The sequence below is a fragment of the Enterococcus sp. S86.2 genome (genome assembly GCF_059834485.2).
In genome coordinates, this window is sequence record NZ_CM206813.1 from 2,076,259 (window position 1) to 2,101,658 (window position 25,400).

Consider the following 25,400-nt stretch of genomic DNA (forward strand, 5'->3'; position numbering starts at 1 on the left):
CATCATAACTTTTTTGTAGTTATTAACTATTTTTCCCAGCTAGATAAACCTTCATGACATTTTCCGTTAAAAGCCCAATGTTATGTAGTGTTGTTTCTTTTACCATGGCATTTTGTAAAGAAAGCGGCTTCGTTTGAATGGCAAAAACTCCGTCAAAATGATATTCAATCCCTACTGTATAATCTGGGCGTGCGCCACAAAAAGCAACAACTGCTAAGTTATGCCGCCGAGCTAGACGCGCCATACCTAAAGGTACCTTACCTTGGGCAGTTTGCTCATCAAAACGACCTTCACCGGTAATGACAAATTTACAATCTGCCATTTTTTCTTCCAGCTTTAGCATTTGCGCAATGGTTGGAAAACCAGGCTGCAACATGCCCCCGGCTAATAATAGTCCACCACCAATTCCTCCGGCTGCCCCACTGCCAGAAAAGGCATTAACGTCAATTTTATCTTGAAATTTTTTTTGGACACATTTTGCGCCTGCTTCCAATTGCGCTAAAATAGCTGGTGTGCCTCCTTTTTGAGGGCCGAAAATATACGTAAAGCCATGGGCGCCCGTATAAAAATTACTCACATCTGTTAAACCAATTATTTTTTTTGCCGTAAAATTTGGTAGTCTTACAGCTTGCAAAAAGTCTTTGCCTAAAAGTAAGGGATTTTTTGAGGGAATATCTTGTTGATTAAGTGCCGCTAACATGCCCAAGCCGCCATCGTTTACGCCACTTCCCCCTAAGGAAACATACACTTGTTTTGCCTTTTTTAATGCCGCTAAAATTACCAGACCTAAACCATAGGAATGCGCTTTTTGAATTGTTTTTTCACTAGGGGTGATCTGGGTTAGACCAAGAATTTGAGCAGACTCAATGATAGCCGTTTTGACGCCTGCGATTTCAGTTAGCCAATACTTACCTGTGATAGGCTGACCTAATAAGTCAATTGTAGGAACTGCTATTTCTTTGCCTGTAAAAGCGGCCGCTAAAATAGCCATGGTACCTTCACCACCATCGGCTATTGGTACATTACAACTTGCTATGCCCATTTCTGTCAACTTCTGACAGACGGCTGCATTTAATTCTTGTGAAGTAGCACTGCCTTTATATGAATCAATTGCCACCAACGCCTTCATTAAATCAACTCCTCCTATCACGCTTCATGCCTGTGAAAAATCCTGCCATTAAAAACCTCAAAAAAGTAGCTATAATTTTTTACACTCTTTTTTGATTCACTCTTTTCTTTATTGTAGAAAAAAGCTGCGATTAAAGCAAAAATTTGACAATTCCTTATTCATTTTGCTTCAGATTAGTAGCAAGTTCTCATTAAGAAGAAAAACAATGAAAGAATGAAACGATTAATAAAGCTTTTCTTTGTGAAAAATTTACAATTTCTTTTCTCAGACAAAAAAAATGGAAAAACGTAGCAAAAGCATTGCTATATTTTTCCATTTTTGATTATTTGCCGATTGGCCAAAAGTTATCTTTTGTTCCTTGTTCCATTCCCATTAAAAACTTCTGCCGCACATCTGGATAAGTTTTAGCAATATTTTCAACAAAAATTTTAATTTCTTCCCGTTTTGTTTTTTTATCCACTGGACAGGGGTTAAAAATGACAGGCAATGCTTCTCTTTTGACAAAGCGAATAATTTCTTGCTCTGGGATATAAAGCAGCGGACGAATCAAAGTAACTTCTGTTTTAGATAAATAACTTTTCGGCTCAAAACTATTTAACTTGCCATGAAAGAGAAAATTCATAAAGTACGTTTCAATCGCATCATCCAAATGATGCCCTAACGCTACTTTGTTACACCCAAGTTCACGAGCTTTGTTGTACAAAATTCCTCGGCGTAATTTGGCACATAATGAACAAGGAGATGCCTCTTTTCGAACATCAAAAACAACCTCGGCAATTTTAGTGGGAACTACTTCTAATGGGTACCCTAGCTGTTGACAAAATTCTATTAGTGGTTGTAAATTAACATCTTCAAATCCCATGTCTAAGCTAATTGGGACAATTTCAAATGGAAAACCAAGCCGCTCTTGCTTTGAAATGGTATCCAGAAAATACAACAAGCTGGTGCTATCTTTGCCCCCACTTAGACCAATTGCAACTTTATCTCCTGCTTCAATGAGTTGATGGTTTAAAATCGCACGCCGGATGGGATTGTAATAAAGTTGATTGTCTTTTTTCTTAAAACTCATACTAGCTCCTTATCAATCGACTATTTAAAAAAATCAGTTTTTAAACTATATTGCTTACCAGCTAAAATATCGTATTGAATTAACCGATAATCTTCATAAACGTCTTTTTTTGCACCGGTAAGTGTTAAATTTTTCTGCCAATTCCCTTGTTTTAAATACATATTTTTTTCAAAAGCTGGCAATGTTTCTTCCAACTTCAAAAGCATAGCATAATAAGGTGTGACACCAAGACCTGCTTGCAAAAGTAAATTAGGCGCAAAATAAAAAGGACTTGTAATAACATCATGCTGATTACTTTTTGCTAACTTTTCGGCCGAATCAAAAATCAAAAACTGCGTTTCATGTAGGTTCGTACCACTATTTGCTTTTTGAATGGCATCTGAATATATCCCTGGCAGATGATCCCCCCAAAAAACAACGAGGGTTCGTCGCGGCAATTTTTTCACCGCTTCAGTAAAGCTTTGTAACGCCTCAGCGCTATAGGCGATATCTTGTAAGTAATTGGCAATGGCTGAGGTATTTCCCTCTGCGTTTACTTGATAGGGAATATTTCCATATTTATTTCCGTAAGGCATATGGGTTTGCATTGTCACCAAGTGAATAAATTGAGGCGTTTTTCCCTTTTTTAAAATGGATAAAATTTCGTCATAAGCTGACTCATCGGAGATATAGGGATTATTTTCAATTTTATTTTGGTATTTCATTGTATCTTGGTCTAAAAAACGGTCAAAGCCTAAAATTTTATATACATCTTTGCGCTTATACATTGATGTATCATAAGGGTGAATAGCGGTTGTTTGATAACCTTGTTCTTTTGTTAACGACACAATGGAAGGTAATTGCTGTAGTTTAGGAACAAGTAGCGTGTATGGTGTTGTCATTTGGGCATTTAATAATTCCATACTAAAACTGGTTAAAGCTTCGAATTCAATATTGGCAGTGCCGCCACCATAATTTTGCGATAACATTTTTCCACTATACGTTTTATTGGCCACTGCATAATAATCAGCCAATGGTTCACCGCTATATTTTACGCCTTTTAAATGTGCCGGATCAGAGAAACTTTCTGACATCACGTAAATAATATTCGGTTTTTCTTCGCTGCCTTTTTCACCTTGGTATTTCTTTACAACTTCTGTGACTTTCTCTTTAGAATAATCTTTTGGCTTAGTCATTGCTTCTACTCTTAAATTATATAAAAAACCGCCAACAAAACCGACATTATAGTAATTCATTTTTTGCGAATACGGAATCCAAAGAGCCGTTTTATTGTATGCCTTTCTTAATAAATTGTCATTGGAGTTAAAATGACTAGCATAGACTAAAAAAGATAAACTAAGTAAAAAGACAACACCGCGAATGATTTGCTCGGTAAAAGACAATTTACGGCTGCGATAAATACTGTAACCTAGTGCAATAACTGCTACAAAAATGGCAAGGAGTGCCATCAGAAAGACTGGCCAACCCACCAGATCTTTTAAAACACCTAATTGCCCTAACATCTTTAAATCATCGGGATAAATAGGTTCTTGTCTGGCGGTCATTTTTTGTAAGTCAGCAAAGCCTAAAAGTCCAATGGCGATACTATAAAATATGCCCCCAAATAAAAGCGAACCTGCAATTGTGGCAAAAATGCCATAGACTGCCAGTAAAACCAAACTACCAAGGAAAAATTTGGCTGTATGCCAAGAAAAAGCAAATTTCAAAGCTAAATCCAGTGATAAATTATTTTGACACCACTGCAAATATAAATTGCTGATGATGATCAGTAAAAAAACGGCCACACCAGCTAAAACATATTTCATTTTTTTCATGAAGAAACCTTCTATTCGTTGTTTTTGTTAAACAATTTATTTTCGTAGCCTTTATTTTAGCGGTTTGTTTTACGGGTGTAAAGAAACTATGGAAAATTTAAAAAAGGACAAAAAAAAGAGGAACCAAACTGGTATCCTCTAGCCGTTGTTGACGGAGTCTTCCCCAAAACTCCACTTTTAGTATAAAATAAACCAAGTTATATAGCAAAAGGGAGGGGGTCATTTTAATTAAAAATTAATTTACACCATCGTAATCTTATTTTACTTCCAAAAATCATCGAAAACTGTAATCGGTAAGTGGCGCTTGTGTTGTCCTTTTGCCCACCAAGATTCAATTGTTGCTTGAGCACTTTTTGAAATTGTTTTTCCTTCTAAATAATCATCAATTTCATCATAAGTCACCCCAAGTGCTGCTTCATCGGCAATGAGAGGTTTGTCATCTTCTAAATCTGCCGTTGGAATTTTCAAATACAAGGCTTCTGGTGCTCCTAATTCTTTTAACAACAGTTTGCCTTGACGTTTGTTTAAACGAAATAAAGGTAAAATATCAGCACCACCATCACCAAACTTGGTAAAAAAACCGGTAATATTTTCCGCCGCATGGTCAGTACCAATCACAGCGCCGCTATTTGCTCCGGCAATTGCGTATTGCGTAATCATCCGCTGCCGAGCTTTGATGTTGCCTTTATTAAAATCCGAAACTTCAACGCCTGCTTCATTTAAGGCGTTCACTTGCCCATCAACAGCTGCTTTAATATTCACAGTTAGAAAAACGTCGGGTTTTATAAAATCTAGTGCCATTTGTGCATCGGCTTCGTCGGCTTGGGTGCCATAAGGCAAGCGGACTGCAATAAATTGATAATTAACCCCAGTCTCCTCACGTAATTCTGTAAGCGCCAATTGAGCTAATCTTCCCGCTAAACTAGAATCTTGTCCGCCACTAATTCCCAAAACCAATGATTTTAAAAAAGAATTACGTTTTAAATAAGCTTTTAAAAAGTCAACACTCACTCTAATTTCTTCTTTTGGATCAATTGTTGCCTTAACGCCTAACTCTTTGATAATTTCTGTTTGTAAAGACATTAAAAGCGTCCCTCCTCTTTTGTTACAGCCGCCACAGATTTGCGAACTTTTTCCATAATTGCCATTTTATGATTCCAACAATCGGTAGATAAATCTACTGGATATTGTTGTGGGTTCAAGTCACGTTTGTATTCATCCCATAAAGAATCTAGACATTCATGGGCATAAGCTTTAATATGCTCCAAATCTGGCAAGTCATAGACTAATTTACCAGCATGAAAAATTTCTTGTAAAACAGGCCGCGCACTAAAATCGCGAACAGTTTTATTAATAAAAGTGTGGACTGGATGGAACATAAAAATTTCTTCTTCTTCCCGTGGATCTTCATCCCAGAGCGTGATATAGTCGCCTTCAGATTTCCCATCTTTATTACGATTAATCCGCCACACTTGCTTTTTCCCAGGGGTCGTGACTTTTTCTGCATTTGATGAAAGTTTAATCGTGTCTACCATTTTGCCATTGTCATCTTCAATGGAAACTAATTTATAAACGGCACCTAAAGCTGGTTGATCATAAGCGGTGATAAGTTTTGTCCCCACACCCCATACGTCAATTTTAGCTTTTTGCATTTTCAAACTTAAGATGGTGTTTTCATCGAGATCATTTGAAGCATAGATTTTTGCTTGCGTAAAACCAGCTTCATCTAGTTGTTCCCGAACTTTTTTAGAAATGTAGGCCATATCTCCAGAGTCAATCCGAACACCTAAGAAATTAATTTTGTCCCCTAATTCTTTGGCTACTTTAATCGCCGCTGGAACACCAAGTTTTAAAGTATCATAAGTATCCACTAAGAAAACACAATCTTTATGGGTTTTAGCATAAGCCATAAAGGCATCATAGTCATTGCCATAAGATTGAACTAAGGAATGGGCATGGGTTCCACTTGCAGGAATACCAAAAATTTTACCAGCTCGCACATTACTTGTGGCATCTGCGCCCCCAATAAACGCAGCACGAGTTCCCCAAAATGCCGCATCGACTTCTTGTGCTCGGCGTGAACCAAACTCTAACAAAGGATCGTCTCCAATAACGGATTTAATTCGAGCGGCTTTCGTAGCAATTAACGTCTGAAAATTCACCATGTTCAAAAGGGCGGTTTCAATTAACTGCGCTTGTGCCAACGGTCCTTCAATTTGGACGATAGGTTCATTACTAAAGACCAAGTCCCCTTCTAATGCTGAACGCACTGTACAGCTGAATTTAAAGTCTGCCAAGTAATCCAAAAACGCTTCCGGATAGCCTGTAACTTCTCTTAAATAGGCAATGTCACTTTCTGTAAATTGTAAATTTTCTAAGTAGTGGACAAAACGCTCCAACCCGGCAAAAATCGCATACCCCGTTTTAAAAGGCATCTCACGAAAATAGCACTCGAAAACAGCATGACGATCGGCGCGTCCTAATTCCCAGTAAGTTTTCATCATATTCAATTGATATAAATCTGTATGCAGCGTTAAGCTGTCGTCAGGATATAATTTTTGCATCAGTTAAACTCCTCAAGATATTTTATGCCTTCCATTATATCAAAAAAACGCAAAAAGATAGGAAAATCACGCTTTTTCTTAGATTGACAGCAAAAAAAAGAGAATAAGAGACTGCTCTTACCTCTTTTTAGCTCTATACTTTTTTTAGATATTCTTAAAGACTAAACTAAAATTATTGTTGTATGATGATGCAATCAAACTTAATGCAGATATGTTTAGTTTTCTAAAGGCGTATACTCCACTAAGATAATATCTTTACGGGGTTTGGAGAATTTACTGCCTGCTCCTTGCATTTTTTGTTTAATGTTCACATCAACAAAAACAGCGTGACGATCCACTTTTAACAAACGATGAATAATTGTATCGACTTCTTCTTTACGAATTTTCTTGTGATCGTTAATCAAAATTAGCCGAACCTTGTCATAGGTATCAGCATAAATGATTTGCGTACGATCAGCTGAATATAATTTGTAATATTTAATTGCCGTCTTGCCAAAAACAAATTTGGTAATATTAGGATAAAATGTTTCTAAGTTCAAATTTTTATTTACTGGTGTTTCGATTATTTTCATAACATCTTTCCTTTCAAGTGAAATTCAACTATACACTAACACTGTTATAACCTTTACTCATTGATATTATAACATAATTTGTTTTCAACTTTAGCGAAGAAAGTTTGCTTAAATTATGAAACAAGAGAATTTTAAAACGCATTACCATCCAACTAACTTTATCTTTTAAAGTTCTATTTAGTCACTTATAGGCGCATTTTGCTTTGTGATCAGTGTCCAAAATAGTTTACTAGAAAAAAACTTGACCTTTACGTTGCGTCAACCCTTATGCTGTAAAAGAGAAATGGGATGAAACAACAAAAAGCAGGAGGATTACTCATGTATACGATTAATGAATTAGCCAAACTAGCAAAAATTTCCAACCGCACGCTGCGTTATTACGATCAAATTGGTTTACTAAAAGCGTTACGTCAACCTAATTCTGATTACCGCTATTACGACCGTGCTGCGGTGGACAAATTGCAGCAAATTTTATTTTTTAAGAGTTTTGGCTTTACTTTGGCTAAAATTAAAGAAGTGATGAACCTCCCCCAAGCAGAACGTTTCGCTTTGCTTGAAGAACAATACCAAGCGCTTTTAACCCAACAAGCACAGCTGAATGAAATGGTTCAGACTCTTTCTCAAACATTGGTTTATTACAAAGGAGGAGAACACATGAAAGATAGTGAAAAATTTGCAGCTTTTAAAGCCAAACAAATTGAAGAAAACGAGCAACGCTATGGAAAAGAGATTCGTGAAAAGTATGGGGAACAAGCCGTTAATTCCGCCAATGATAACTGGTCACATTTGACCAAAGAACAATATGAAAAAATGCAAGCAGCTCAAACTGCGCTATTTGCGAATTTAAAAATCTTGTCTCAAGCAGAAAAAATTGATTTAGACAGCAGTATTTCAAAAAATGTTTTTAATGCTCACAAAACTTGGCTACAAATCGCTGCTCCTTTTTACAATTCTGCGTATCATCGCGGTCTAGCCGACTTGTATGTTGCCGATGAACGCTTTGCAGCGTACTACAACGACCACGTTGAAGCCGATGTTGTAGATATTATGCACGACATTATTTACCACTATACCAAAGAATAGAACAGTCTTTACTTCAAATTTTTTTGATGAATGTTCTTTAAATTTCGCCACCCTTTTAACTGAAGGATAAAAAAAGTGATGATCCCTGAGAGATCATCACTTTTTTAGTGTTAAAAATTACATCATACCGCCCATTGCAGCAGGATCCATTCCTGGAGCTTGTGGCGCTTGTGGTTCAGGTTTATCTGCAACAACTGCTTCAGTTGTTAACAACAAAGCTGCAACAGAAGCTGCATTTTGTAAAGCTGAACGTGTTACTTTCGTTGGGTCAACGATCCCAGCTTCTACCATATTTACCCATTCACCGTTAGCCGCATTAAAGCCCATACCGATTTCAGCATGTTTTAATTTGTCGATGATAACAGATCCTTCATAACCAGCGTTTTCAGCAATTTGACGTACTGGCTCTTCTAGTGCACGTTCCACAATTTTCACACCAGTTGCAATGTCACCATCTGCTTCAATAGCCGCAACTTCAGCGATAACGTTGACTAGTGCAGTACCACCACCAGAAACCATACCTTCTTCAACAGCGGCACGGGTTGCGTTTAAAGCATCTTCAATGCGTAATTTCATTTCTTTTAATTCTGTTTCAGTTGGCGCACCAACTTTGATTACAGCTACGCCACCAGCTAATTTCGCTAGACGTTCTTGTAATTTTTCACGATCAAAATCAGAAGTCGTTTCTGCAATTTGATTTTTGATTAATTGCACGCGCGCAGCAATAGCATCTGTTTCTCCAGCGCCTTCTACGATTGTTGTATTGTCTTTATCAACGACAATTTTACTTGCTTGACCTAAGCTTTCAATTGTTGCGTCTTTTAATTCAAGACCTAAATCGTCTGTAATTACTGTGCCGCCTGTTAAAGTAGCGATATCTTCTAACATTGCTTTACGACGATCGCCAAAGCCAGGAGCTTTTACTGCAACGACATTGAAAGTACCACGAATTTTATTTAAAACAAGGGTTGGTAATGCTTCACCATCAACATCATCAGCAATAATCAACAATGGTTTTGATTGTTGTAAAATTTGTTCCAACAATGGCAAGATATCTTGAATGTTAGAGATTTTTTTATCGGTAATCAAAATGTATGGATTATCTAAAACAGCTTCCATTTTGTCGTTGTCTGTTACCATGTATTGGGATAAGTAACCACGATCAAATTGCATCCCTTCAACAACGTCTAGTTCAGTTTCAATCCCTTTTGATTCTTCAATGGTGATAACACCATCGTTTCCGACTTTTTCCATTGCGTCAGCAATGTAGTTCCCAACTTGTTCACTACCAGAAGAAACGGCACCTACTTGCGCAATTGCTTCTTTAGAGTCAACGATTGAAGAAATGCTGTGTAATTTTGCTACTGCTGTTTTAGTTGCAAGTTCAATCCCACGGCGAATACCCAATGGGTTAGCACCAGCTGTAACGTTTTTAATTCCTTCTCTGACAATTGCTTGTGTTAAGACAGTAGCCGTTGTGGTACCATCCCCAGCAATATCATTTGTTTTAGAAGCAACTTCAGAAACAAGTTTTGCACCCATATTTTCAAAATGATCTTCTAATTCGATTTCTTTTGCGATTGTAACACCATCGTTTGTAATCAAAGGTGAACCATATGATTTTTCTAATACAACGTTACGACCTTTAGGGCCTAATGTTACTTTTACTGTATCGGCTAATTTATCTACTCCACGCACCATCGCGGCCCGTGCTTCTTCTGCAAATTTAATATCTTTTGCCATGCTAAAACACCTCATTTAATTTTTTTATAACGTTTTTTGTGTGATTATTCCACAATAGCGATAATATCTTTACCATTAACAATTAAATATTCTTTGCCTTCATATTTCACTTCTGAACCAGCATATTTTTCAAACATTACTTGGTCTCCCACAACAACTGGGATTGCGGCTTTTTCACCATTTTCTAAAAAGCGGCCTTCACCAACAGCGATAACTGTACCTGTTTGTGGTTTTTCTTGTGCAGCTGATGCTAACACGATTCCGCCTACAGATTTTTCTTCTTCTTTTGCGACTTCAATGATCACGCGATCACCTAATGGTTTTAACACGATAAATCCCTCCATCAATTTTCATGTATTAGCACTCTCAATAGTTGAGTGCTAACCTACAAGAACTATATTACTCATTTTACCCCCACAATGCAAGTTTTTTCCCTTGTTTTTTTATTGAAGAAATTTTGCCTATTTTCCGAAGTAATTGTCTTGCGAAAATGATTCAGGTATACTTTTATTAGACAACTAAAGGAGTAGTTAAATGTCACAAATTAAATATAGCTTTTCATCAATTTTATGTTATGCTTTCGTTTTTTTAATTCCTGCTATTATTAAAATAAACAACGGTGAGACTCTCACTGCTGGTTTATCTTATTTAATCGGCACTGGTGTTCTAATTTTTTTATACCAAAAAGTTCCGCCTTTATCCTTCGAAAAAAATCCGATGAGTCGAAAAAAAATTATTCTCACCGGACTGATTGGTATTTTATTGACCGTCTTATTAATCGGCATCACTGGCTATATCGAAACTTTTTTTAGTATAAAAAATAATTTTAATCGCAGTCTCAATATGATGGAAGTTTTGTGGCAGCGGCCTATTTTTGCAGTTATAGCCACTATCTGTGGTCCCATTATGGAAGAACTCGTTTTTAGACGGGCTTGTATTGGCTTTTTTGGTGAATATTTTTCTTTACCTTTGGCAATTTTATTTAGTGCAGCAACGTTTGCGCTAGTTCACACCGATAGTGATATTTTAGTCTACTTTATTTTAGGTTGCTTTTTATCCTTTATTTACGTCAAGACAGGTTCAATTAAAACGGCCATCCTTAGTCATTGCGGTGCTAATATTTTAGTATTGCTTATTCAAGTATTGCGCTTTACACTTTAATCCTTTATTTTAACAGGCTTTTTTTTAGCAAAAAAAGTAGCTAACCGCTAAAATAAAGGATGTAGTGTTTTTTTTATTTTTAAGGAGGCGTTTTGATGAAAATTGGAATTATTGGAGCCACAGGTCATGTCGGCAGTCATCTACTAAAAGCGGCATTAGACGATCATTATGATGTTACAGCGATCGTTCGTAGCCCTGAAAAATTGCAAGTAGCTGTGCCCGTGCTAAAAAAAGATCTTTTTGATTTAACAACTGCTGATCTCTCTGATTTTGATATTGTGATTGATGCTTTTAACGCACCCCACGGACGAGAAGAAATGCATAAAACAAGCTTGCTTCATTTAGCTAAAATTTTGCGGAAAACATCTGTCTGGTTAATTGTAGTCGGCGGCGCTTCTTCTTTGTATTTGAATACAGAGCGAACAAAACGCTTGCTAGATACCATTCCAGCCAGCTCTCCCATTCATCCAACGGCGTCAAATATGGCCCAATCATTGGCTGAGTTAAAAGAATTTCCTGATGTTGTTTGGACTTATGTATCACCTGCCGCAAACTTTATCTATGATGCCCCTTTTACTGGTAAATACCAAATCAACGAAGATATCTTGGAAAAAGATAGTGCTGGAAAAAGTGAAGTCAGCATGGCGGATTATGCGAAGGGTGTTATGGATTTAATCAAACAGCCACAAAAAAATATTCACATCAGTATTGCTGGCGATAGTACAAATTATTAAAAAAACTTCGCTAACGCCCTTTGCTCTCAAAAATTTCCGCGGAAATTTTAGAAATCATTCCGCAAATTTTTGAAAATATCGCCTTATTCCTAAAAGCGTCAGCCCATGAAGCTAGACCCCAAAAAAAGCGGCATGAACTTGATCTACTCTTTAGCAATAAGATAGAATCTTGATAAATTGCTCTTCAAATTTCTCAAGATTTTGACTTATTGTCGCTAAGAGTTAGTTCATGAAGCTAGACCCTTAAAAAGCTTCATAAACTTGATCTACTCTTTAGCAATAAAAAAGCGGAGACAAAATTTTTGTCCCCGCTTTTTTACATATAACTGTCGTTTATTCACGACTTTTTTCATATCAATACTTAAATTGCAAACAATTCACTGGCTTGATCTGGGTCTGTATCGTAAATTTTAAAGTTATAATCCACACCTAAATCATGTTCTTTCAAAATATTTTTCATCGTTAAATGGGCGAGCTCTTTCATATTGTTTTCTTTACTTAAATGCCCCAAGTAAATTCTCTTCGTGCTATCTCCGATGATATCTGTCATAACCAGTGCACCATCTTCATTTGACAAATGGCCTTGATCCCCTAAAATTCGTTGTTTTAAACTCCAAGGATAAGGTCCCATCCGCAACATTTCCAAATCGTGGTTACTTTCCACTAAATATGCATCTGCATCGCGAATAATCCCACGAACATGATCACTGCAATAACCAGTATCTGTCAACATTACAAAAGATTTGCCGTCTTTGTGAAAACGATAAAATTGCGGTGCCGCTGCATCGTGAGAAACGCCAAAACTTTCAACGTCCATATCCCCAAAGGTTAGAACCTTCCCCATTTCAAAAATATGCTTTTGCGCGACATCAATTTTACCTAGCATACCATCCATTGCTTGCCAAGTTCCTTCATTGGCGTAAACATCCAGACCATATTTTCTAGCCAATACTCCCACACCATGAATGTGATCGCGATGTTCATGGGTAACTAGTATTGCATCTAAGTCCGCTGGATCTTTACCTACTTCTGCTAATAAAGATGTAATTTTTTTGCCAGAAAGACCGGCATCAACTAGCAGTCGTTTTTTTCCGCTTTCAATATATAAAGAATTACCAGAACTACCACTGGCTAACACACTAATTTTTAAAGCAGCTTCTGCCATCTGCTAGACTTCCCTTCAACTAAACTAAAGCGTGATTGAAATTTACAACCTCACCTTCTAAACGATTTTTATTATACATACCTTAATTGGTATTTTCCACCTTTTGCAACGTATTATTTGTAATAATACGATTTGTAAAGGCGTTCACTGTTTCAATTTGAACATTATTTTTACCAGTTTCCACAGCTACTAACCAGGCAGGCACATAAACATTTTTACCTCGAACTTGTAAAATCATCACATAAGACAGCTGGCGCCACAAAATTTTGGATTTTGCTGGTAGTTTGTTATTGATGTAAAGCGTATTGACAGCATCTTTTTCACTGTATAAGCCCATCTTTTCCCGTAGTTTTTCAATTGCAGACAGATGGGTTTGCATATAACGAGAAACACGCAGTAGACCGTCATTTTCTTCTAAGATAATTTCCATTTTACTTGTGTCATCATAAAAAGGAATACCTTCAAAGCTTTGGGCACAAATAATTTCTGGATATTCTGGATCTGTTAACGACTCATGGGGGACATACATGTATTCTTGTCCAAATAAAACTTCATTTGAATCCTTCAAAAAAGAATCCACATTCTCTTTGGTTTCTTTACTATCTTTAATATAAAAATTCGTACTCGGCGTATAAATGAATTGACTGTGATTTTCTCCAACAAAGTTTGTCCCGCTGTTGAAGGCTGCACCGTTTTTTTCCTTAGCAGTATTGACAGCTTCATTCATATTTGTTGGTACCGCAGCCAAATAATATCCTTCTTTTATTTCTGAAGAAAGGTTGCCTTTGATACTAATCTCGTCTGCTTCCAAACGCTGTAAGATATCAATTTTTTGATTCGTACTAGAAACGTTACCTTCTTCATTTTTAGTAGCGTGATAAATATTAAATAAAAAGATATTCACACCCAGAAAAGCTAAGAAGAAGATCCATTCGATTTTTTTAAAATCCAATTAATCCGCCCCCGTTTCCTGCTGGATTTTAGCAATTAAACTATCATAAGAATACCACTGACCATCATAGCGGATATACCACATCGGGACTAAATCTACAACACCACTAGTGGCAGATAGATCTTGGCGACCATAAGCAATCACAAGCGATTGAACCAAACTTTGATCGACCCCCATATAAGCCAGGTTTTCAATAATTGTATGACTTGGCGGTAATTCCACGACCTCATCAGAAGGAATCGGTACTTGGATTGCATTCATACTTGAGAGAATTTGGACCGGCAAAGCACCGTTATCTGTTTTACTTTCCCCGTTTATTTTTAAATTAACTTCCCCTTGATAAGCATCCCCAAACACAGGATAGCCTTCCACGAAAATCCGGTAAGTAATTTCATCTTTGTCGCGATCAAAATAACGTAAATTTCCCAAATTAGCACCAAGGCGTGTGATATAACTGAAGCTTTGGGAATAGATATCGCCCTCACCACCACTTAAGTCAATCTCTCCACGAAAATCAATGAGCTGCTTGTCTTCTTGAATACTCATATTTTCAGTGCCATCATATAAAACAAGGTTGCTAGTTTCTTCATTCATTTTTACATCTTGGGGATTTGTGAAAAATGCATCCCGGAATGTTGTATAAGATAAATTAGAAGCAATATAGCTATAACGCTTCAATTTGACTGGCGTTTGCGTATTGTATTGCATACTACTGATGCGATTTTCTTCATTCATTTGCAGCCAATTTTTTTCTGCGGCTTGGCTTGCAATTTGCGTAATCTTCAGCTCATCAATGGTTACTGGCACCTCGACAATTTGATGACGGCGCATATTAATAAAGCGAATTTGATGACTGTCAAAGTCAAGCTGCACCTTAGTAAAATGAACATCTTGCAATTTATCTAATGCTAAGTCCAGATTAAACATTTCAACATATTCCTTCACTAAAAATGGGCCAAAATATGAAAGTTCAACGCCATTTTTAATATCGACATCAGCAAAAAATTCTTCATCGCTGTCATAGTTTTTTTTCTCAGGGGTACCAAAACTAGCTTTATTCACTAGATTTTGAACATCCCCAATAATTGTGTCTGTAGATGTCTGCTTAATATTGCCTTCACCATTGACCCATACCAAACGTAGCGGTAAAAAAATGTCGGTTGCTTTTCGGATATTCTGGGTCGTACTGACAATCCGTTCTGCTTGCTTATTGGTTTGCAAATTACTGCGCGCAGTCGGGCTCAACCAAATCATATAAGAAAGATAAAAACTTAATGCGATTAAAAAAATCAAACCGATACGAATAATACGTTCGGATATTTTCATTCCCACCATTCCCCCTCATATGGTTCATAAGGTAATGTAATAAAGAAAGTAGAGCCTTTGCCTTCTTTACTTTCAGCCCAAATACTACCACCATGGGACTTAATTACTTCTTTTGAAATTGCTAAGCCTAGGCCTGTACCACCTTGTTTTCGTGCTCGCGCCTTATCGACGCGATAAAAACGATCAAATACTTTTTGCAAATCTTTTTTTGGAATACCTAATCCTCTGTCTTGAACGCTCAAGACGATGTTATTATGCGTTTCCATCAAACGAACAGTAATCGTGCCGCCGTCTGGTGAATACTTGATGGCGTTATTCATGATATTATCAATCACTTGCATCATTTTATCGGTATCCACTTCAACCCACAATTCCCGTTTGGTAAATTCTCGCCGAATTGTATATTTTTTCTTTTGATCCTGGGAATTCATCATCATATCAAAACGATCCAAAACAAAATTCACTAGTTCATTAAAATTAATATATTCTAGTTGCATATTATTTTTACCATTATCCATCCGCGATAAATTCAAAAGATCGTTGATCATGCGAATCATACGGTCGGTTTCATCTAGCGTTACTTTTAAGAAATTTGGTGCAATTTCTTTGTCTTGCCAAGCACCTTCACTCAAGGCTTCAATGTAACTACGCATACTGGTCAAAGGTGTCCGTAATTCATGGGATACATTTGATACAAACTCCCGGCGTTCTTGCTCTGTTTTTTCCTGTTCGGTTACATCGTGCATAACGGCTACTAAACCACTAATAAAGCCCGATTCACGCCGAATCATGGAGAAGTCCGTCCGCAAAATAATTTCACTGCCATCTGGTGCTTCACGAGAAATTAACATTTCATCAGGATTTTCCAAAAGTTTTCGCAGGGTATAATCTTCTTCAATATCTAGTAGTTCTAAAATCGAATGTCCCACTGCTTCTTCACTGGTGACATTTAAAAGGTTGATTGCCATTTCATTAATCGTAATGACTTTTCCTCTTCGATCGGTGGCGACAACACCATCTGTCATATGCGACAAGACACTATCTAGCCGATTTCGCTCTGCTTCCATCGCTTCTTGCGTTTCTTCGATCCGATCTCCCAGTTGATTAAATGTTTCAGCCAATTGCCCTAACTCATCTTTACCATGAACAGCCACCTTACGACTATAATCTCCTCTGGCTATTCGCCTTGCTTGTTCTCGCATTTCTCCAATCGGTTGTGTGATCGAGCGGGAAACCAATACCGCCACGATTATTGAAATGGCCGCCGCGATAATCGAAGCAGTAACAAAAATCAGAGCCGTATTTTGAATTTCTAAGTATTGTTTTTCAATATCACTCTTAATGTAAACAGCTCCGATAATGCTATCCCCTGTAGGAGATTGAATTGGTTGTACATTAATGTAAACTCGATTTCCTGTTGTATCATCAATGGCCATCTCAGATTTTACGGCTAAATCATCAATATCGCGATAATCATTTTTTTTGCCGCGGGCACTACGATCAGAAACATTGGTAGTCGCTCTCACAATGCCTTTTTCATCCACAACTCGAATTTCAATAATATCGCCGCTTTTATTCGTGTCAATAATCCGCTGAATAGAAGCATCCGCTTCATCGGTCTCTTTATCATTGTCTTTACTCAATTCTGAGCCAAGCGTGCCGGATAAACTGGCAGCTTGTCGGTTCATACTCGTGGTAAAACTTTCGATCGTTTTATTTTCCAATCCGCGAATAAAATACGCCCCGATAATCTCGATCGAAATAATTAAGATCAAGATAAATGCCAGGGCGATTTTAAAGTTCACTGATTGAAAAAAGCGAACTTTTTTATTCATTCCATTACTCCTGTTCCGGATTGCGTAAATAATAGCCTACGCCTCTTCGTGTCACCAAATAATTAGGATGGCTTGGATTATCTTCAATTTTTTCCCGCAGACGACGAACTGTTACGTCAACGGTTCTGACGTCGCCAAAATAATCATAACCCCAAACGGTTTGTAATAAGTGTTCTCTGGTCATTACTTGACCTAAATGCTTTGCCAAATAATGTAACAATTCAAATTCTCTATGGGTCAGCTCAATCGCCTCACCATTTTTCATAACCATGTAGGCTTCTGGTTGAATGGTCAAATCTCCAATGACAAGTTCGGAGTTTGGCGCTTCTTCAGCTTCTTTTGCCGCAGTAGAACCACGACGCAAGTTGGCTTTAACCCGAGCAACTAATTCACGGTTTGAAAACGGTTTGGTTACATAATCATCTGCGCCCAATTCCAGTCCTAAAACTTTATCGATTTCAGAGTCCTTGGCTGTTACCATGATGATTGGCATATCATAGTTTTTGCGCACTTCCCGGGCCACTTCTAGCCCGTCAATTTTTGGTAACATTAAATCCAATAAAATCAAATCTGGCTCGACTTCTTTCACTTTTTCTAGGGCTTCTTCCCCATCAAAAGCAGTGTGTACCTCATAACCTTCTTTAGTTAAATTGAATTTGACGATATCTGAAATTGGTTTTTCATCGTCAACAACTAATATTTTCTTCATTAGAAGACACCTCTTTATGCTTCTTAAATTTGTCTCTATTATTATAACTCATTTTGACAGGCATTTCATTAAATGGAAAATTTCCTGCTCTAGCAGCCTTTTGAAAAGAAAAAGCTTAACAAAAGAGTAAGAATTAAGTCAAATAACACACCTTTTTTCTGACTTTGATTCTTCACTTGTTAAGCTTCCTTCATTATTTTTTTGATTAGTCTAATGCTTGAATCCCAAAACCTAATAATCCAGGACCAGTATGGACAACCAACGCTGGGGAAATTTGCCCAAAGAAAAATTCTTTGACTTGGGGAAATTCTTTTTTTAAGTGCGTCAACATCATTTCAGCCTCTTCTTTTGCATCACCATGAGCAACTGCTAATCGGACTTTTTGATGATTCCCGATTGCTTCAGAAATCAAACGCACTGATTTTTCCAAACTTTTTTTGCGCCCTCTGGCTTTGGCAACGGTATAATAAATTCCTTCATCATTGCATGAAATTATCGGATTTAATTTTAATGCATTGCCTAAAATCGATGCGACTAAACCAATCCGGCCGCCTTTTTGCAAATATTCTAAAGTTGCCACATTGAAGTAAACTTTGTTTTGCAACACTTCTTTTTCCAATTGGGCGATTAATTCGGTAAAGGATACTCCTGATTGCAATAGTTCTGCTGCTCGAATCGCTTGCAGGCCAGCCCCAATACCAATATTTTTCGTGTCAAATGCATAAGTAGTTAAACCTTCATAATGCTCGCCTAAAAGACGAACAGCATTATTTGTCCCGCTCAAACCACCAGAAATCGTAATCGCTAAGACATGGGTAAACCCATCAGCTTTGATTTGATCAAAAATTTTATTAATCGTATCGCCATCAGGTAATGAAGTAGAAGGAATTTCCTGACTTAACTTGGCATAAATCTCTTCTGGGGTGATATCTACTTTATCGGTGTATTCCCGATCTTTATAAATAATTTTTAAAGGAATCGTGTACATATGATTTGCGGCAACAATTTCTTGTGGTACGTCTGTTCCAGAGTCTACTAGTAAGGCAATTTTTTCTTTAGTCATTATTTTCTCCTTGTCGTAAATAATCAATCTCACAACTAATAACTTTTGCGGCTAGAATTTTATTGGCAAAGGCAATTGTCGCCGTTCGGGCTGCCAAATAAGCAAAAGGGATAGGTTCATTGGGGTAAGTTATCCCTTCACCTTGCGCTTGGCGGGCGATTAAATGAAGCGCACTTTCTTGCTCACGACAAAAAAAGTTATAGGCCTCACGAATGCCATCGGTACGTCCTTGAAAAACAATTGCTTCTTTTATTTCGGAAATCGTTAAAACTTGCTTCAATGTGGTAATAGCAAGTAAAAACGCCACATGGGTTCTGGTATAACGTTTTTTAACTGGCGGTGGAATCAAGCCTAATTTGACGTAATTGTTTACCATTGACTTTGTCAAAAGCGGATGCTTGTCGCCTGTTGTCACAGGGGATAAATATTGATCAACTAATTGAATCACTTGATCCATATATAATTCCAAGTCAGGTAATTGGTCCCAACGTGGTAAATGGAACTCACTAATTGCTTCGCCCCATTTTTTTAAAGTTTCATTTTGAAAAGTATCATTCATTTTCATTACTCCAAATAAATTTATGATAATTATATAAAGTAGTTTTAAAAACTAGATAGAATATAACACATTCTACGAAACAAGACTAGCTAACTAAAGGAAAATTTTAGAAGTAGCCCCTAGAAAGTTTGCATAAATTTCCACAGCTTTTAGATAGTAAGAGCAAAATATTGCAAAATTGCAACTCAAATTAAAATTTTTTACTTCGTGCTAGTAAAGCGCGTTTATAAAGTGTGGCAGGAAGAAAGGCTTTCTAAAACTTGTTTTTCTTTCCAGCAGAAAACCAAAAAAGTTAGCTCAAGAGGCTGATGGCTAAAAAGATAGCTACACTAAATTTTTAAAGTAAAAAAAAGACCTGTCGGCGGGGAACCGACAGGCAGGAGTAAAAATGAAAAAGTGTTAGGGTTTGTCTTAAAAAGACAGGTTATTGTTGGTACTCTTGTATAGTAACGAGAAAGTGTGAAAAAAGTGTGAATGAAGTTTTGCACCTCTGTAAAATTTTTCTTGCGATAAATTAACCAAAGCAAAAATATTTTCCTCTTTATTCTTGCATTTTCAAAATCAGAGTGCTAACATAAAAAAGTACTTTTCTTAAAGTATTTTTGGGCCGTTAGCTCAGTTGGTAGAGCAGCTGACTCTTAATCAGCGGGTCGCGGGTTCGAGCCCCTCACGGCCCATTGGGTGCCAAACCCACGCCACCGGTATGATCTCGGCGTCTTTTAGACGTTTCGAAGAGATTGTATGCGGTGGTATTTTTTTGTCTTAGGTATGGAATTTGGGTACGAAATTCTAAATTTTTTAATTTCATAAAAAAATAACAACAAAAAACAGCCCCATTCTCAAATTAAGAGTTGGGGGCTGCTCACTGTTTAATAGAACATTAGACAACAAATTCCCTAGAGAGATATCCCTTTTGGTATTTATCAGTTCGAAGTCATATGATCAAAATATTCCCACTTACTGACTCACTATCACCAAGTGTAACTTGAATAACAATTTTTAAACTATCTATTTTTGGGCCAGCTTTAGTTGCTTTCACTATGCTATGGTTTTCTGGTCTATGATTTATAGAAACAAAATAATTAGTCGAAACCTAGTTCAATTGTTTCGGCTTTCTAACTACGTCAATAATTGTTCCATCACGATATTCAATCATCGCGACAACTTTGTCTTCAAATTCAATTTTTTCTGGTTCTCCTGCATATTGATAGGCCAGATCACGAAGTTCTTCAATAGTTTTTAAAGGAATGTCTGTTTCCTTAAAAGCATCAAGCAAGTCTTGTCGTTTAGGATTGACTGCTACACCATAATCAGTTACCACAATATCAATACTTTCACCTGGGGTCGTGACTGAGGTTACTTCCGTTCTCACTGTTGCTAAACGGCTTCTGATTAAAGGTGCAACAATAATTGAAACTTTGGCTCCCGCTGATGTATCTGTGTGGCCTCCTGGAGCCCCTTGTAAAATACCGGTTGTTCCTTGGACGACATTGACATTGTAATCGACATCTATCTCTAATGCACCTAATATTACGAAGTCAAGTTGATTTACAAAAGCGCCTTTATTGAACGGATTTGCATATTGTGAAGCAGAAATTTCAAAGTGATTAGGATCAGTATGCACAGAAGCTACCGCCGCAAGATCAAAAGCTTGATCATTAATTACTTTATTGATGTAACCTTCTTTAAACAGGTTTACAATTGGTTCAGTGATTCCGCCCATAGCCCACCGACACTTAATATTTTCTTGATCCATGTACTTTTTCAAAAATACCGTCGTTGCTAAAGAAGGTCCACCTGCACCAGTCTGGAAAGTAAAACCATTTTTGAAATAGCCGGAATGATACATACATTTAGCAACAGTTTCTGCCATATTCAATTCACGCGTATCTTTTGTCAATCGTAAGACTCCAGAGGCAATTTTAGAAGGGTCACCAATCGAATCTACAAGAACAACAAAGTCTACATCAACACCTTGAATACTAGCTGGAAAGTTTGGCGTTTCAACCAAAGTATCCGTAATAATTACAACTTTATCAGCATATTTCGCATCGCCGTCAACGTATGATAGAACACCACAGTCTGATTTTCCACCTTTACCGCTTGCATTACCATAAGAATCACTTGTTGGCGCTCCTAAAAATGCAACGTCAATTTTTACAGTACCATCTTCAATTGCACGAGCTCTGCCTCCGTGAGTTCTTATATATGCGAGATTTTTTAGCTTCCCAGCTGATACAGCTTCTCCAATCTCGTCACGAATTCCACTAGTAGAAATACCAGTCACCGTTCCGTCTTCTATACACGGAACCAAGTAATTATGCGCTTTACCCAAACTTGAAGCACAAACAAATAGATCCTTGATACCCAGCTTATGGATTTCTTTCATTACCATATTTACAATATAGTCACCATCTCTAAGATGGTGATGAAACGAAATTGTCATTCCATCCTTTAGGCCACTTTTTACAATAGCCTCTCTTATATTTTCGACAATTTTGTCTCCAGTCGGTTTTACATGTGCAGTAACAGTTGGCGCACTTTTCGTATAAACATAACCATCACGATAATATTGTCCCTGAAATACTTCTTGTCCTTCGACGAGTAATTCTTCTGGAATCTCTCTTCCTAATACATTTTTCATACTAGATCCCCCTTATACTGTCCTGAAGCTTTGGCAAGATTTAATACTCTTTGAGCGCCTTCAACCCAAGCGATATCAACCATCTTACCATCAACAACTAAGACTCCAATCCCTTGATCTTCACTCTCTTTGACAGCTTCAATCACATGAATTGCATGATCAATTTCTTTTTGAGTCGGGTTAAAGATTTCATGGGCAACACTAATTTGTTTTGGACTGATACACGATTTTCCATCAAAGCCCATATCCGCAATCATTTGTACTTCATTTGCAAAACCATCCATATCGTTTACATCTGTATAAACAGTATCAAAAGCCATCACGCCTGCCGCTCGCGCAGCTACCAACATCTGACTTCTTGCATAAAATAATTCATTGCCTTCATTCGTTCTTTTGGAGTGCATCGTTCGTGTGAAGTCTCCTGCACTTAACGCAATTCCCATAAGTCTTTTACTACTACCTGCAATCTCGTATGCATTGATAATTGCCAAAGGTGATTCCAAAGCGGCCATTAGCATCGTAGAACCAACTTCTCTTCCAAATTCCTTTTCAGCAGCTTCAACCAAATTTTCTACCAATTGAACATCTTCAGCTTTTTCCGTTTTAGGTAACCGGATACCTTCGGCTCCACCAGCAACAGCTGCTCGGATATCTTCTTCAAAAAGATCAGAATCTAGTGCATTTATCCTAACCCATCTTTCAATTCCTTGATAATCCAATTCTGCAAGAGTATGATAAAGTTGAATGCGAGCCGAATCTTTCTCACTTTCTGCTACTGCGTCTTCCAAATCAAAGATCACGCAATCTGGTTTATACACAAAGGCATCCTTTACTAAGGAAGCTCTTTGCATGTTTAGAAAAATCATCGTTCTTCTAATTCTGTTCTTGATCATAGGATTGTTTCCCCCCATGCAATATCTTTTTTTACTTCACATGCACGTAAAACAGCTGTTTCAACTCTCGCTTTAATTGTACAATCAAGAGCACCTTTATCGTTAACTATTACATTTGCTTGTTCAATTCCCAATCGCATTAAAACGCTTTCAACTGTTGTTCTAATTTGTTTTCCATACTGGCTCATTACACTACTTTCGATGTCTATGTTAAGTCCGCTCTCAGCAGGCTCAATTACTACGTAAACATCACTAGATTCATAGCTACCAGCTACAGCACTGTGCTTAAGCTTCATTGAAATTCTCCTCTCACAAACCATTTTTCTTTTTACATACTAAGTTTATCTTTAACTAAATGTGAAACCCATGTTTCAAATCACAATAAAACAAGGCATATCTATCATTTTTTTGTACTGTAATATAATTTGGGTTCTCCAAAAGCTCCTGCATAGAAAAAATCAGATTAAAGCCTACATTAGGCAAAAAAACTAGCATTCACTAATGTAAATGCTAGTTCACTACTTAATCAAAGTTGAGGCTATTCTTGAAATGGCTTCCTGAATTTCATCAATTGAATGTTTCTTACTTCTCCCGCAAATTTTTGCATTATTTCCACACAAATAACATTTTCTTGGAGCAATACCATAATTTTTGCGACTTGTAACTACAATCTGGTTCTCAGTAGCATACAATACATCCAGATCTGCAATTCTACCAAAAATATGAGTATTCTCAATCTCGATCATCTTTTTCTTTATTTCGTTTGGATCACCTGGCAAAGAGATAAATAATTCTAGTCCTGTTTTTCGATTATAAGACTTCGTCAAACATGACTGTCCTTTAACAACACTTCTCTTTAGCTCTTCGTAAATAATCTCAAAAACTTGCTCTATTATAGGAATATTTTTTACCGGTCCAGGTATATTCAAAGTAAAGCAAATTAGTGCATTTTCAGGATACTCATGCAGTATCTCACTTTGGAGCATTGCCCTTTTTTCTCTTGCCTCCAACATATCTTCCATAGTTATCTTTAAACCGCTAGCAAAAAAATTAAATGCCATAAACTAACCACCTCAATAGTGAACTACATCAGAAGTCATCTTTATTTTCTCGATAATCGGTAAAGCTTCCTCACTAACCAGATAATTAAATGTAGTTTCAGGCACCAGATCTTTGACGGTTTTTAAATCATTTGCCTTTAGTGCCTGCCTAATCTTAGAAGCGCTGATTATTTTTGCATTGACTTCTTTCCGCTTTAGTTCAATAAATTCAATTCCGACTTTTCTTAGCTCATGATTCATCACATTATTATAAATACCTGTTACCAAACTAAACGGCTCTTCTCCTGCATAGCGGCAATTTATAGCTAATCTTTCCGCAATTTTTTGAAATATCTTTATATCAAGTAATGCGTGCCCTTCAATAACCGAAGTTTCATCTTTCTGAAAATAACTTGGAAAGGTTGCATTACTAATCATATATGGCCCGGTTGGATGTAGCACAACATTTTTAAGATGAGCTGTTCCCTCTTCAATTAATCTTTTTCTGATTGAAAACGGGAAGATACTACTATCCTCACTTACAACGAAAAGATGAACCAGATCACTTTTTTTGGCAGCTTCCTCAACTAAATATTGATGTCCTAAGGAAAATGGATTAGCATTCATGATAATTGCCGAGTTTTTACCTTGATTTAAATCAAATGCAACATTGGTGTGTAAACTATTTAAATAATTTTCAAAACCATTTTTTCTATTTTCTAAAAATACAAGGTGGTCATCAACTGTAACGATCTCATAAAATCCCAAAGTTTTAAATATATCTTCTCGTCCCGCTTTTGTATAAATAAATAGGTGAAAAATACCACGTTTAAACTGATAGTTCACTAAGTGAGTAACAATCAAATTCATCAGCCCCTCACCTTGGTGCTTGCTAGCTACAGCTAAACATCTCAACGTATTTCCAAAACAACTTCCTGTAGCAATCAAATTGTTATCCTCGTCAAAAATGCCACAAGTATACTCCAGGTTTTTATCTCTGCGAATATTCTCCTTTTCTAACAGCCGAATAACTTGTTCATTTTTCTTTCTATTTTTAGGAAAAATTTTTGTTACAACATATTCACTCATTGAAGATATCTCCTTACTGGTTTATAGCGATAAAAACTTCTCTCTTTTGAACAACAACAGCGTAGCATCGCACATTTCTCCTAGCTAAAAAAGCTTTAGCTTGTTAAAAGAACACAGCCATTAAAACTCTCTCTTTTATTTTTTTGTACTTGCAATTTCTTCACTAAAAATGATGTGTAATTTAAAATATCTCTGCTTATAGTTTGGTCTTCTCAAATAAGATGTACCTAAGTTATAATGAAATCGTCCACTCATT

At 37.0% G+C, this 25,400-nt stretch carries 23 protein-coding genes and 1 tRNA gene; 4 read left to right on the forward strand and 20 right to left on the reverse strand.

From position 1 onward, the window contains the following. Window positions 1-22: 22 nt before the first annotated feature. From AC6R0T_RS09840 to AC6R0T_RS09865, 6 genes are all read right to left on the reverse strand, one after another. Window positions 23-1,129 carry a glycerate kinase family protein gene (locus AC6R0T_RS09840; protein ID WP_303754590.1) on the reverse strand — a complete coding sequence of 369 codons (1,107 nt, stop codon included), beginning with the start codon at window positions 1,127-1,129 and terminating at the stop codon, window positions 23-25. 322 nt (window positions 1,130-1,451) lie between these two features. After that, a complete protein-coding gene (locus AC6R0T_RS09845; RefSeq protein ID WP_303754589.1) occupies window positions 1,452-2,198 on the reverse strand; it encodes a tRNA lysidine(34) synthetase in 747 nt (248 codons plus the stop codon). Window positions 2,199-2,218: 20 nt separating this feature from the next. Beyond that, window positions 2,219-4,012, reverse strand: a complete 1,794-nt coding sequence (locus AC6R0T_RS09850; RefSeq protein ID WP_230709350.1) for an LTA synthase family protein — start codon at window positions 4,010-4,012, stop codon at window positions 2,219-2,221. Between the two features lie 261 nt (window positions 4,013-4,273). Then, entirely contained in the window at window positions 4,274-5,095 is an 822-nt protein-coding gene (gene nadE / locus AC6R0T_RS09855; protein ID WP_303754588.1) for an NAD(+) synthase, read from the reverse strand. After that, the gene (locus AC6R0T_RS09860) at window positions 5,095-6,576 is read right to left on the reverse strand and encodes a nicotinate phosphoribosyltransferase (RefSeq protein WP_303754587.1); all 1,482 of its coding nucleotides are present in this window, start codon (window positions 6,574-6,576) and stop codon (window positions 5,095-5,097) included. Before AC6R0T_RS09860 ends, nadE begins: the two co-directional genes overlap by 1 nt. Before the next feature lie 215 nt (window positions 6,577-6,791). Further along, complete coding sequence (locus AC6R0T_RS09865) at window positions 6,792-7,148, reverse strand: DUF1827 family protein (protein ID WP_206902479.1); 357 nt, start codon at window positions 7,146-7,148, stop codon at window positions 6,792-6,794. A 318-nt stretch (window positions 7,149-7,466) separates the two neighbouring features. Between AC6R0T_RS09865 and AC6R0T_RS09870 the strand changes: the two genes are divergently transcribed. After that, window positions 7,467-8,231, forward strand: a complete 765-nt coding sequence (locus AC6R0T_RS09870; protein WP_303754586.1) for a MerR family transcriptional regulator — start codon at window positions 7,467-7,469, stop codon at window positions 8,229-8,231. 117 nt (window positions 8,232-8,348) lie between these two features. On the opposite strand, the gene groL is transcribed toward AC6R0T_RS09870, so the two are convergent. Together groL and groES are read right to left on the reverse strand one after the other, a co-directional pair. After that, the gene (gene groL, locus AC6R0T_RS09875) at window positions 8,349-9,974 is read right to left on the reverse strand and encodes a chaperonin GroEL (protein WP_206902477.1); all 1,626 of its coding nucleotides are present in this window, start codon (window positions 9,972-9,974) and stop codon (window positions 8,349-8,351) included. Window positions 9,975-10,018: 44 nt separating this feature from the next. Further along, a complete protein-coding gene (gene groES / locus AC6R0T_RS09880; RefSeq protein WP_206902476.1) occupies window positions 10,019-10,303 on the reverse strand; it encodes a co-chaperone GroES in 285 nt (94 codons plus the stop codon). 205 nt (window positions 10,304-10,508) lie between these two features. Here groES and AC6R0T_RS09885 point away from each other — a divergent pair, with 205 nt between their 5' ends. Both AC6R0T_RS09885 and AC6R0T_RS09890 read left to right on the forward strand, forming a co-directional pair. Then, on the forward strand, window positions 10,509-11,135 hold the full coding sequence (locus tag AC6R0T_RS09885; protein WP_303754585.1) for a CPBP family intramembrane glutamic endopeptidase: 627 nt from the start codon (window positions 10,509-10,511) through the stop codon (window positions 11,133-11,135). A 95-nt stretch (window positions 11,136-11,230) separates the two neighbouring features. Beyond that, window positions 11,231-11,869, forward strand: a complete 639-nt coding sequence (locus AC6R0T_RS09890; RefSeq protein ID WP_282462205.1) for an NAD(P)-dependent oxidoreductase — start codon at window positions 11,231-11,233, stop codon at window positions 11,867-11,869. A 361-nt stretch (window positions 11,870-12,230) separates the two neighbouring features. On the opposite strand, the gene AC6R0T_RS09895 is transcribed toward AC6R0T_RS09890, so the two are convergent. From AC6R0T_RS09895 to AC6R0T_RS09925, 7 genes are all read right to left on the reverse strand, one after another. Further along, on the reverse strand, window positions 12,231-13,034 hold the full coding sequence (locus tag AC6R0T_RS09895) for an MBL fold metallo-hydrolase (protein WP_303754584.1): 804 nt from the start codon (window positions 13,032-13,034) through the stop codon (window positions 12,231-12,233). Between the two features lie 82 nt (window positions 13,035-13,116). Next, window positions 13,117-13,986, reverse strand: a complete 870-nt coding sequence (locus AC6R0T_RS09900) for a two-component system regulatory protein YycI (protein WP_303754583.1) — start codon at window positions 13,984-13,986, stop codon at window positions 13,117-13,119. Continuing rightward, window positions 13,987-15,312, reverse strand: a complete 1,326-nt coding sequence (locus tag AC6R0T_RS09905; RefSeq protein WP_230709371.1) for a YycH family regulatory protein — start codon at window positions 15,310-15,312, stop codon at window positions 13,987-13,989. Then, window positions 15,309-17,147, reverse strand: a complete 1,839-nt coding sequence (gene walK / locus AC6R0T_RS09910) for a cell wall metabolism sensor histidine kinase WalK (protein ID WP_206902470.1) — start codon at window positions 17,145-17,147, stop codon at window positions 15,309-15,311. Before walK ends, AC6R0T_RS09905 begins: the two co-directional genes overlap by 4 nt. 4 nt (window positions 17,148-17,151) lie before the next feature. Next, window positions 17,152-17,856 (reverse strand): cell wall metabolism response regulator VicR, encoded by a 705-nt coding sequence (gene vicR, locus AC6R0T_RS09915; RefSeq protein WP_206902469.1) that lies wholly within the window; start codon window positions 17,854-17,856, stop codon window positions 17,152-17,154. A gap of 205 nt (window positions 17,857-18,061) precedes the next feature. Beyond that, the gene (locus tag AC6R0T_RS09920) at window positions 18,062-18,919 is read right to left on the reverse strand and encodes a DegV family protein (protein WP_303754582.1); all 858 of its coding nucleotides are present in this window, start codon (window positions 18,917-18,919) and stop codon (window positions 18,062-18,064) included. Next, the gene (locus AC6R0T_RS09925) at window positions 18,912-19,484 is read right to left on the reverse strand and encodes a DUF1836 domain-containing protein (protein WP_303754581.1); all 573 of its coding nucleotides are present in this window, start codon (window positions 19,482-19,484) and stop codon (window positions 18,912-18,914) included. Before AC6R0T_RS09925 ends, AC6R0T_RS09920 begins: the two co-directional genes overlap by 8 nt. A gap of 598 nt (window positions 19,485-20,082) precedes the next feature. Here AC6R0T_RS09925 and AC6R0T_RS09930 point away from each other — a divergent pair. Then, window positions 20,083-20,155, forward strand: a tRNA-Lys gene (locus AC6R0T_RS09930). Between the two features lie 416 nt (window positions 20,156-20,571). Here the strand turns inward: AC6R0T_RS09930 and citF are convergent. From citF to citC, 5 genes are all read right to left on the reverse strand, one after another. Beyond that, window positions 20,572-22,122, reverse strand: a complete 1,551-nt coding sequence (gene citF / locus AC6R0T_RS09935; protein WP_206902466.1) for a citrate lyase subunit alpha — start codon at window positions 22,120-22,122, stop codon at window positions 20,572-20,574. Continuing rightward, window positions 22,119-23,033 carry an aldolase/citrate lyase family protein gene (locus tag AC6R0T_RS09940; RefSeq protein WP_303754580.1) on the reverse strand — a complete coding sequence of 305 codons (915 nt, stop codon included), beginning with the start codon at window positions 23,031-23,033 and terminating at the stop codon, window positions 22,119-22,121. Before AC6R0T_RS09940 ends, citF begins: the two co-directional genes overlap by 4 nt. Continuing rightward, a complete protein-coding gene (gene citD / locus AC6R0T_RS09945) occupies window positions 23,012-23,311 on the reverse strand; it encodes a citrate lyase acyl carrier protein (RefSeq protein WP_206902464.1) in 300 nt (99 codons plus the stop codon). The genes AC6R0T_RS09940 and citD overlap by 22 nt, the downstream gene beginning before the upstream one ends. A gap of 222 nt (window positions 23,312-23,533) precedes the next feature. Beyond that, window positions 23,534-24,076 (reverse strand): citrate lyase holo-[acyl-carrier protein] synthase, encoded by a 543-nt coding sequence (citX, locus tag AC6R0T_RS09950; protein WP_303754579.1) that lies wholly within the window; start codon window positions 24,074-24,076, stop codon window positions 23,534-23,536. Between the two features lie 12 nt (window positions 24,077-24,088). Continuing rightward, complete coding sequence (citC, locus tag AC6R0T_RS09955; RefSeq protein WP_206902462.1) at window positions 24,089-25,144, reverse strand: [citrate (pro-3S)-lyase] ligase; 1,056 nt, start codon at window positions 25,142-25,144, stop codon at window positions 24,089-24,091. Between the last annotated feature and the right edge of the window lie 256 nt (window positions 25,145-25,400).

Coding starts and splice junctions, on each gene's coding strand:
- AC6R0T_RS09840 (WP_303754590.1), bottom strand. CDS start 1,129: ATGAAGGCGTTGGTGGCAATTGATTCATATAAAGGCAGTGCTACTTCA.
- citF (WP_206902466.1), bottom strand. CDS start 22,122: ATGAAAAATGTATTAGGAAGAGAGATTCCAGAAGAATTACTCGTCGAA.
- AC6R0T_RS09850 (WP_230709350.1), bottom strand. CDS start 4,012: ATGAAAAAAATGAAATATGTTTTAGCTGGTGTGGCCGTTTTTTTACTG.
- AC6R0T_RS09885 (WP_303754585.1), top strand. CDS start 10,509: ATGTCACAAATTAAATATAGCTTTTCATCAATTTTATGTTATGCTTTC.
- AC6R0T_RS09865 (WP_206902479.1), bottom strand. CDS start 7,148: ATGAAAATAATCGAAACACCAGTAAATAAAAATTTGAACTTAGAAACA.
- AC6R0T_RS09905 (WP_230709371.1), bottom strand. CDS start 15,312: ATGAAAATATCCGAACGTATTATTCGTATCGGTTTGATTTTTTTAATC.
- AC6R0T_RS09940 (WP_303754580.1), bottom strand. CDS start 23,033: ATGGGGGGAAACAATCCTATGATCAAGAACAGAATTAGAAGAACGATG.
- AC6R0T_RS09895 (WP_303754584.1), bottom strand. CDS start 13,034: ATGGCAGAAGCTGCTTTAAAAATTAGTGTGTTAGCCAGTGGTAGTTCT.
- AC6R0T_RS09925 (WP_303754581.1), bottom strand. CDS start 19,484: ATGAAAATGAATGATACTTTTCAAAATGAAACTTTAAAAAAATGGGGC.
- AC6R0T_RS09890 (WP_282462205.1), top strand. CDS start 11,231: ATGAAAATTGGAATTATTGGAGCCACAGGTCATGTCGGCAGTCATCTA.
- nadE (WP_303754588.1), bottom strand. CDS start 5,095: ATGTCTTTACAAACAGAAATTATCAAAGAGTTAGGCGTTAAGGCAACA.
- citX (WP_303754579.1), bottom strand. CDS start 24,076: ATGGCATTTAATTTTTTTGCTAGCGGTTTAAAGATAACTATGGAAGAT.
- vicR (WP_206902469.1), bottom strand. CDS start 17,856: ATGAAGAAAATATTAGTTGTTGACGATGAAAAACCAATTTCAGATATC.
- citC (WP_206902462.1), bottom strand. CDS start 25,144: ATGAGTGAATATGTTGTAACAAAAATTTTTCCTAAAAATAGAAAGAAA.
- AC6R0T_RS09870 (WP_303754586.1), top strand. CDS start 7,467: ATGTATACGATTAATGAATTAGCCAAACTAGCAAAAATTTCCAACCGC.
- walK (WP_206902470.1), bottom strand. CDS start 17,147: ATGAATAAAAAAGTTCGCTTTTTTCAATCAGTGAACTTTAAAATCGCC.
- AC6R0T_RS09920 (WP_303754582.1), bottom strand. CDS start 18,919: ATGACTAAAGAAAAAATTGCCTTACTAGTAGACTCTGGAACAGACGTA.
- AC6R0T_RS09860 (WP_303754587.1), bottom strand. CDS start 6,576: ATGCAAAAATTATATCCTGACGACAGCTTAACGCTGCATACAGATTTA.
- AC6R0T_RS09845 (WP_303754589.1), bottom strand. CDS start 2,198: ATGAGTTTTAAGAAAAAAGACAATCAACTTTATTACAATCCCATCCGG.
- groL (WP_206902477.1), bottom strand. CDS start 9,974: ATGGCAAAAGATATTAAATTTGCAGAAGAAGCACGGGCCGCGATGGTG.
- citD (WP_206902464.1), bottom strand. CDS start 23,311: ATGAAGCTTAAGCACAGTGCTGTAGCTGGTAGCTATGAATCTAGTGAT.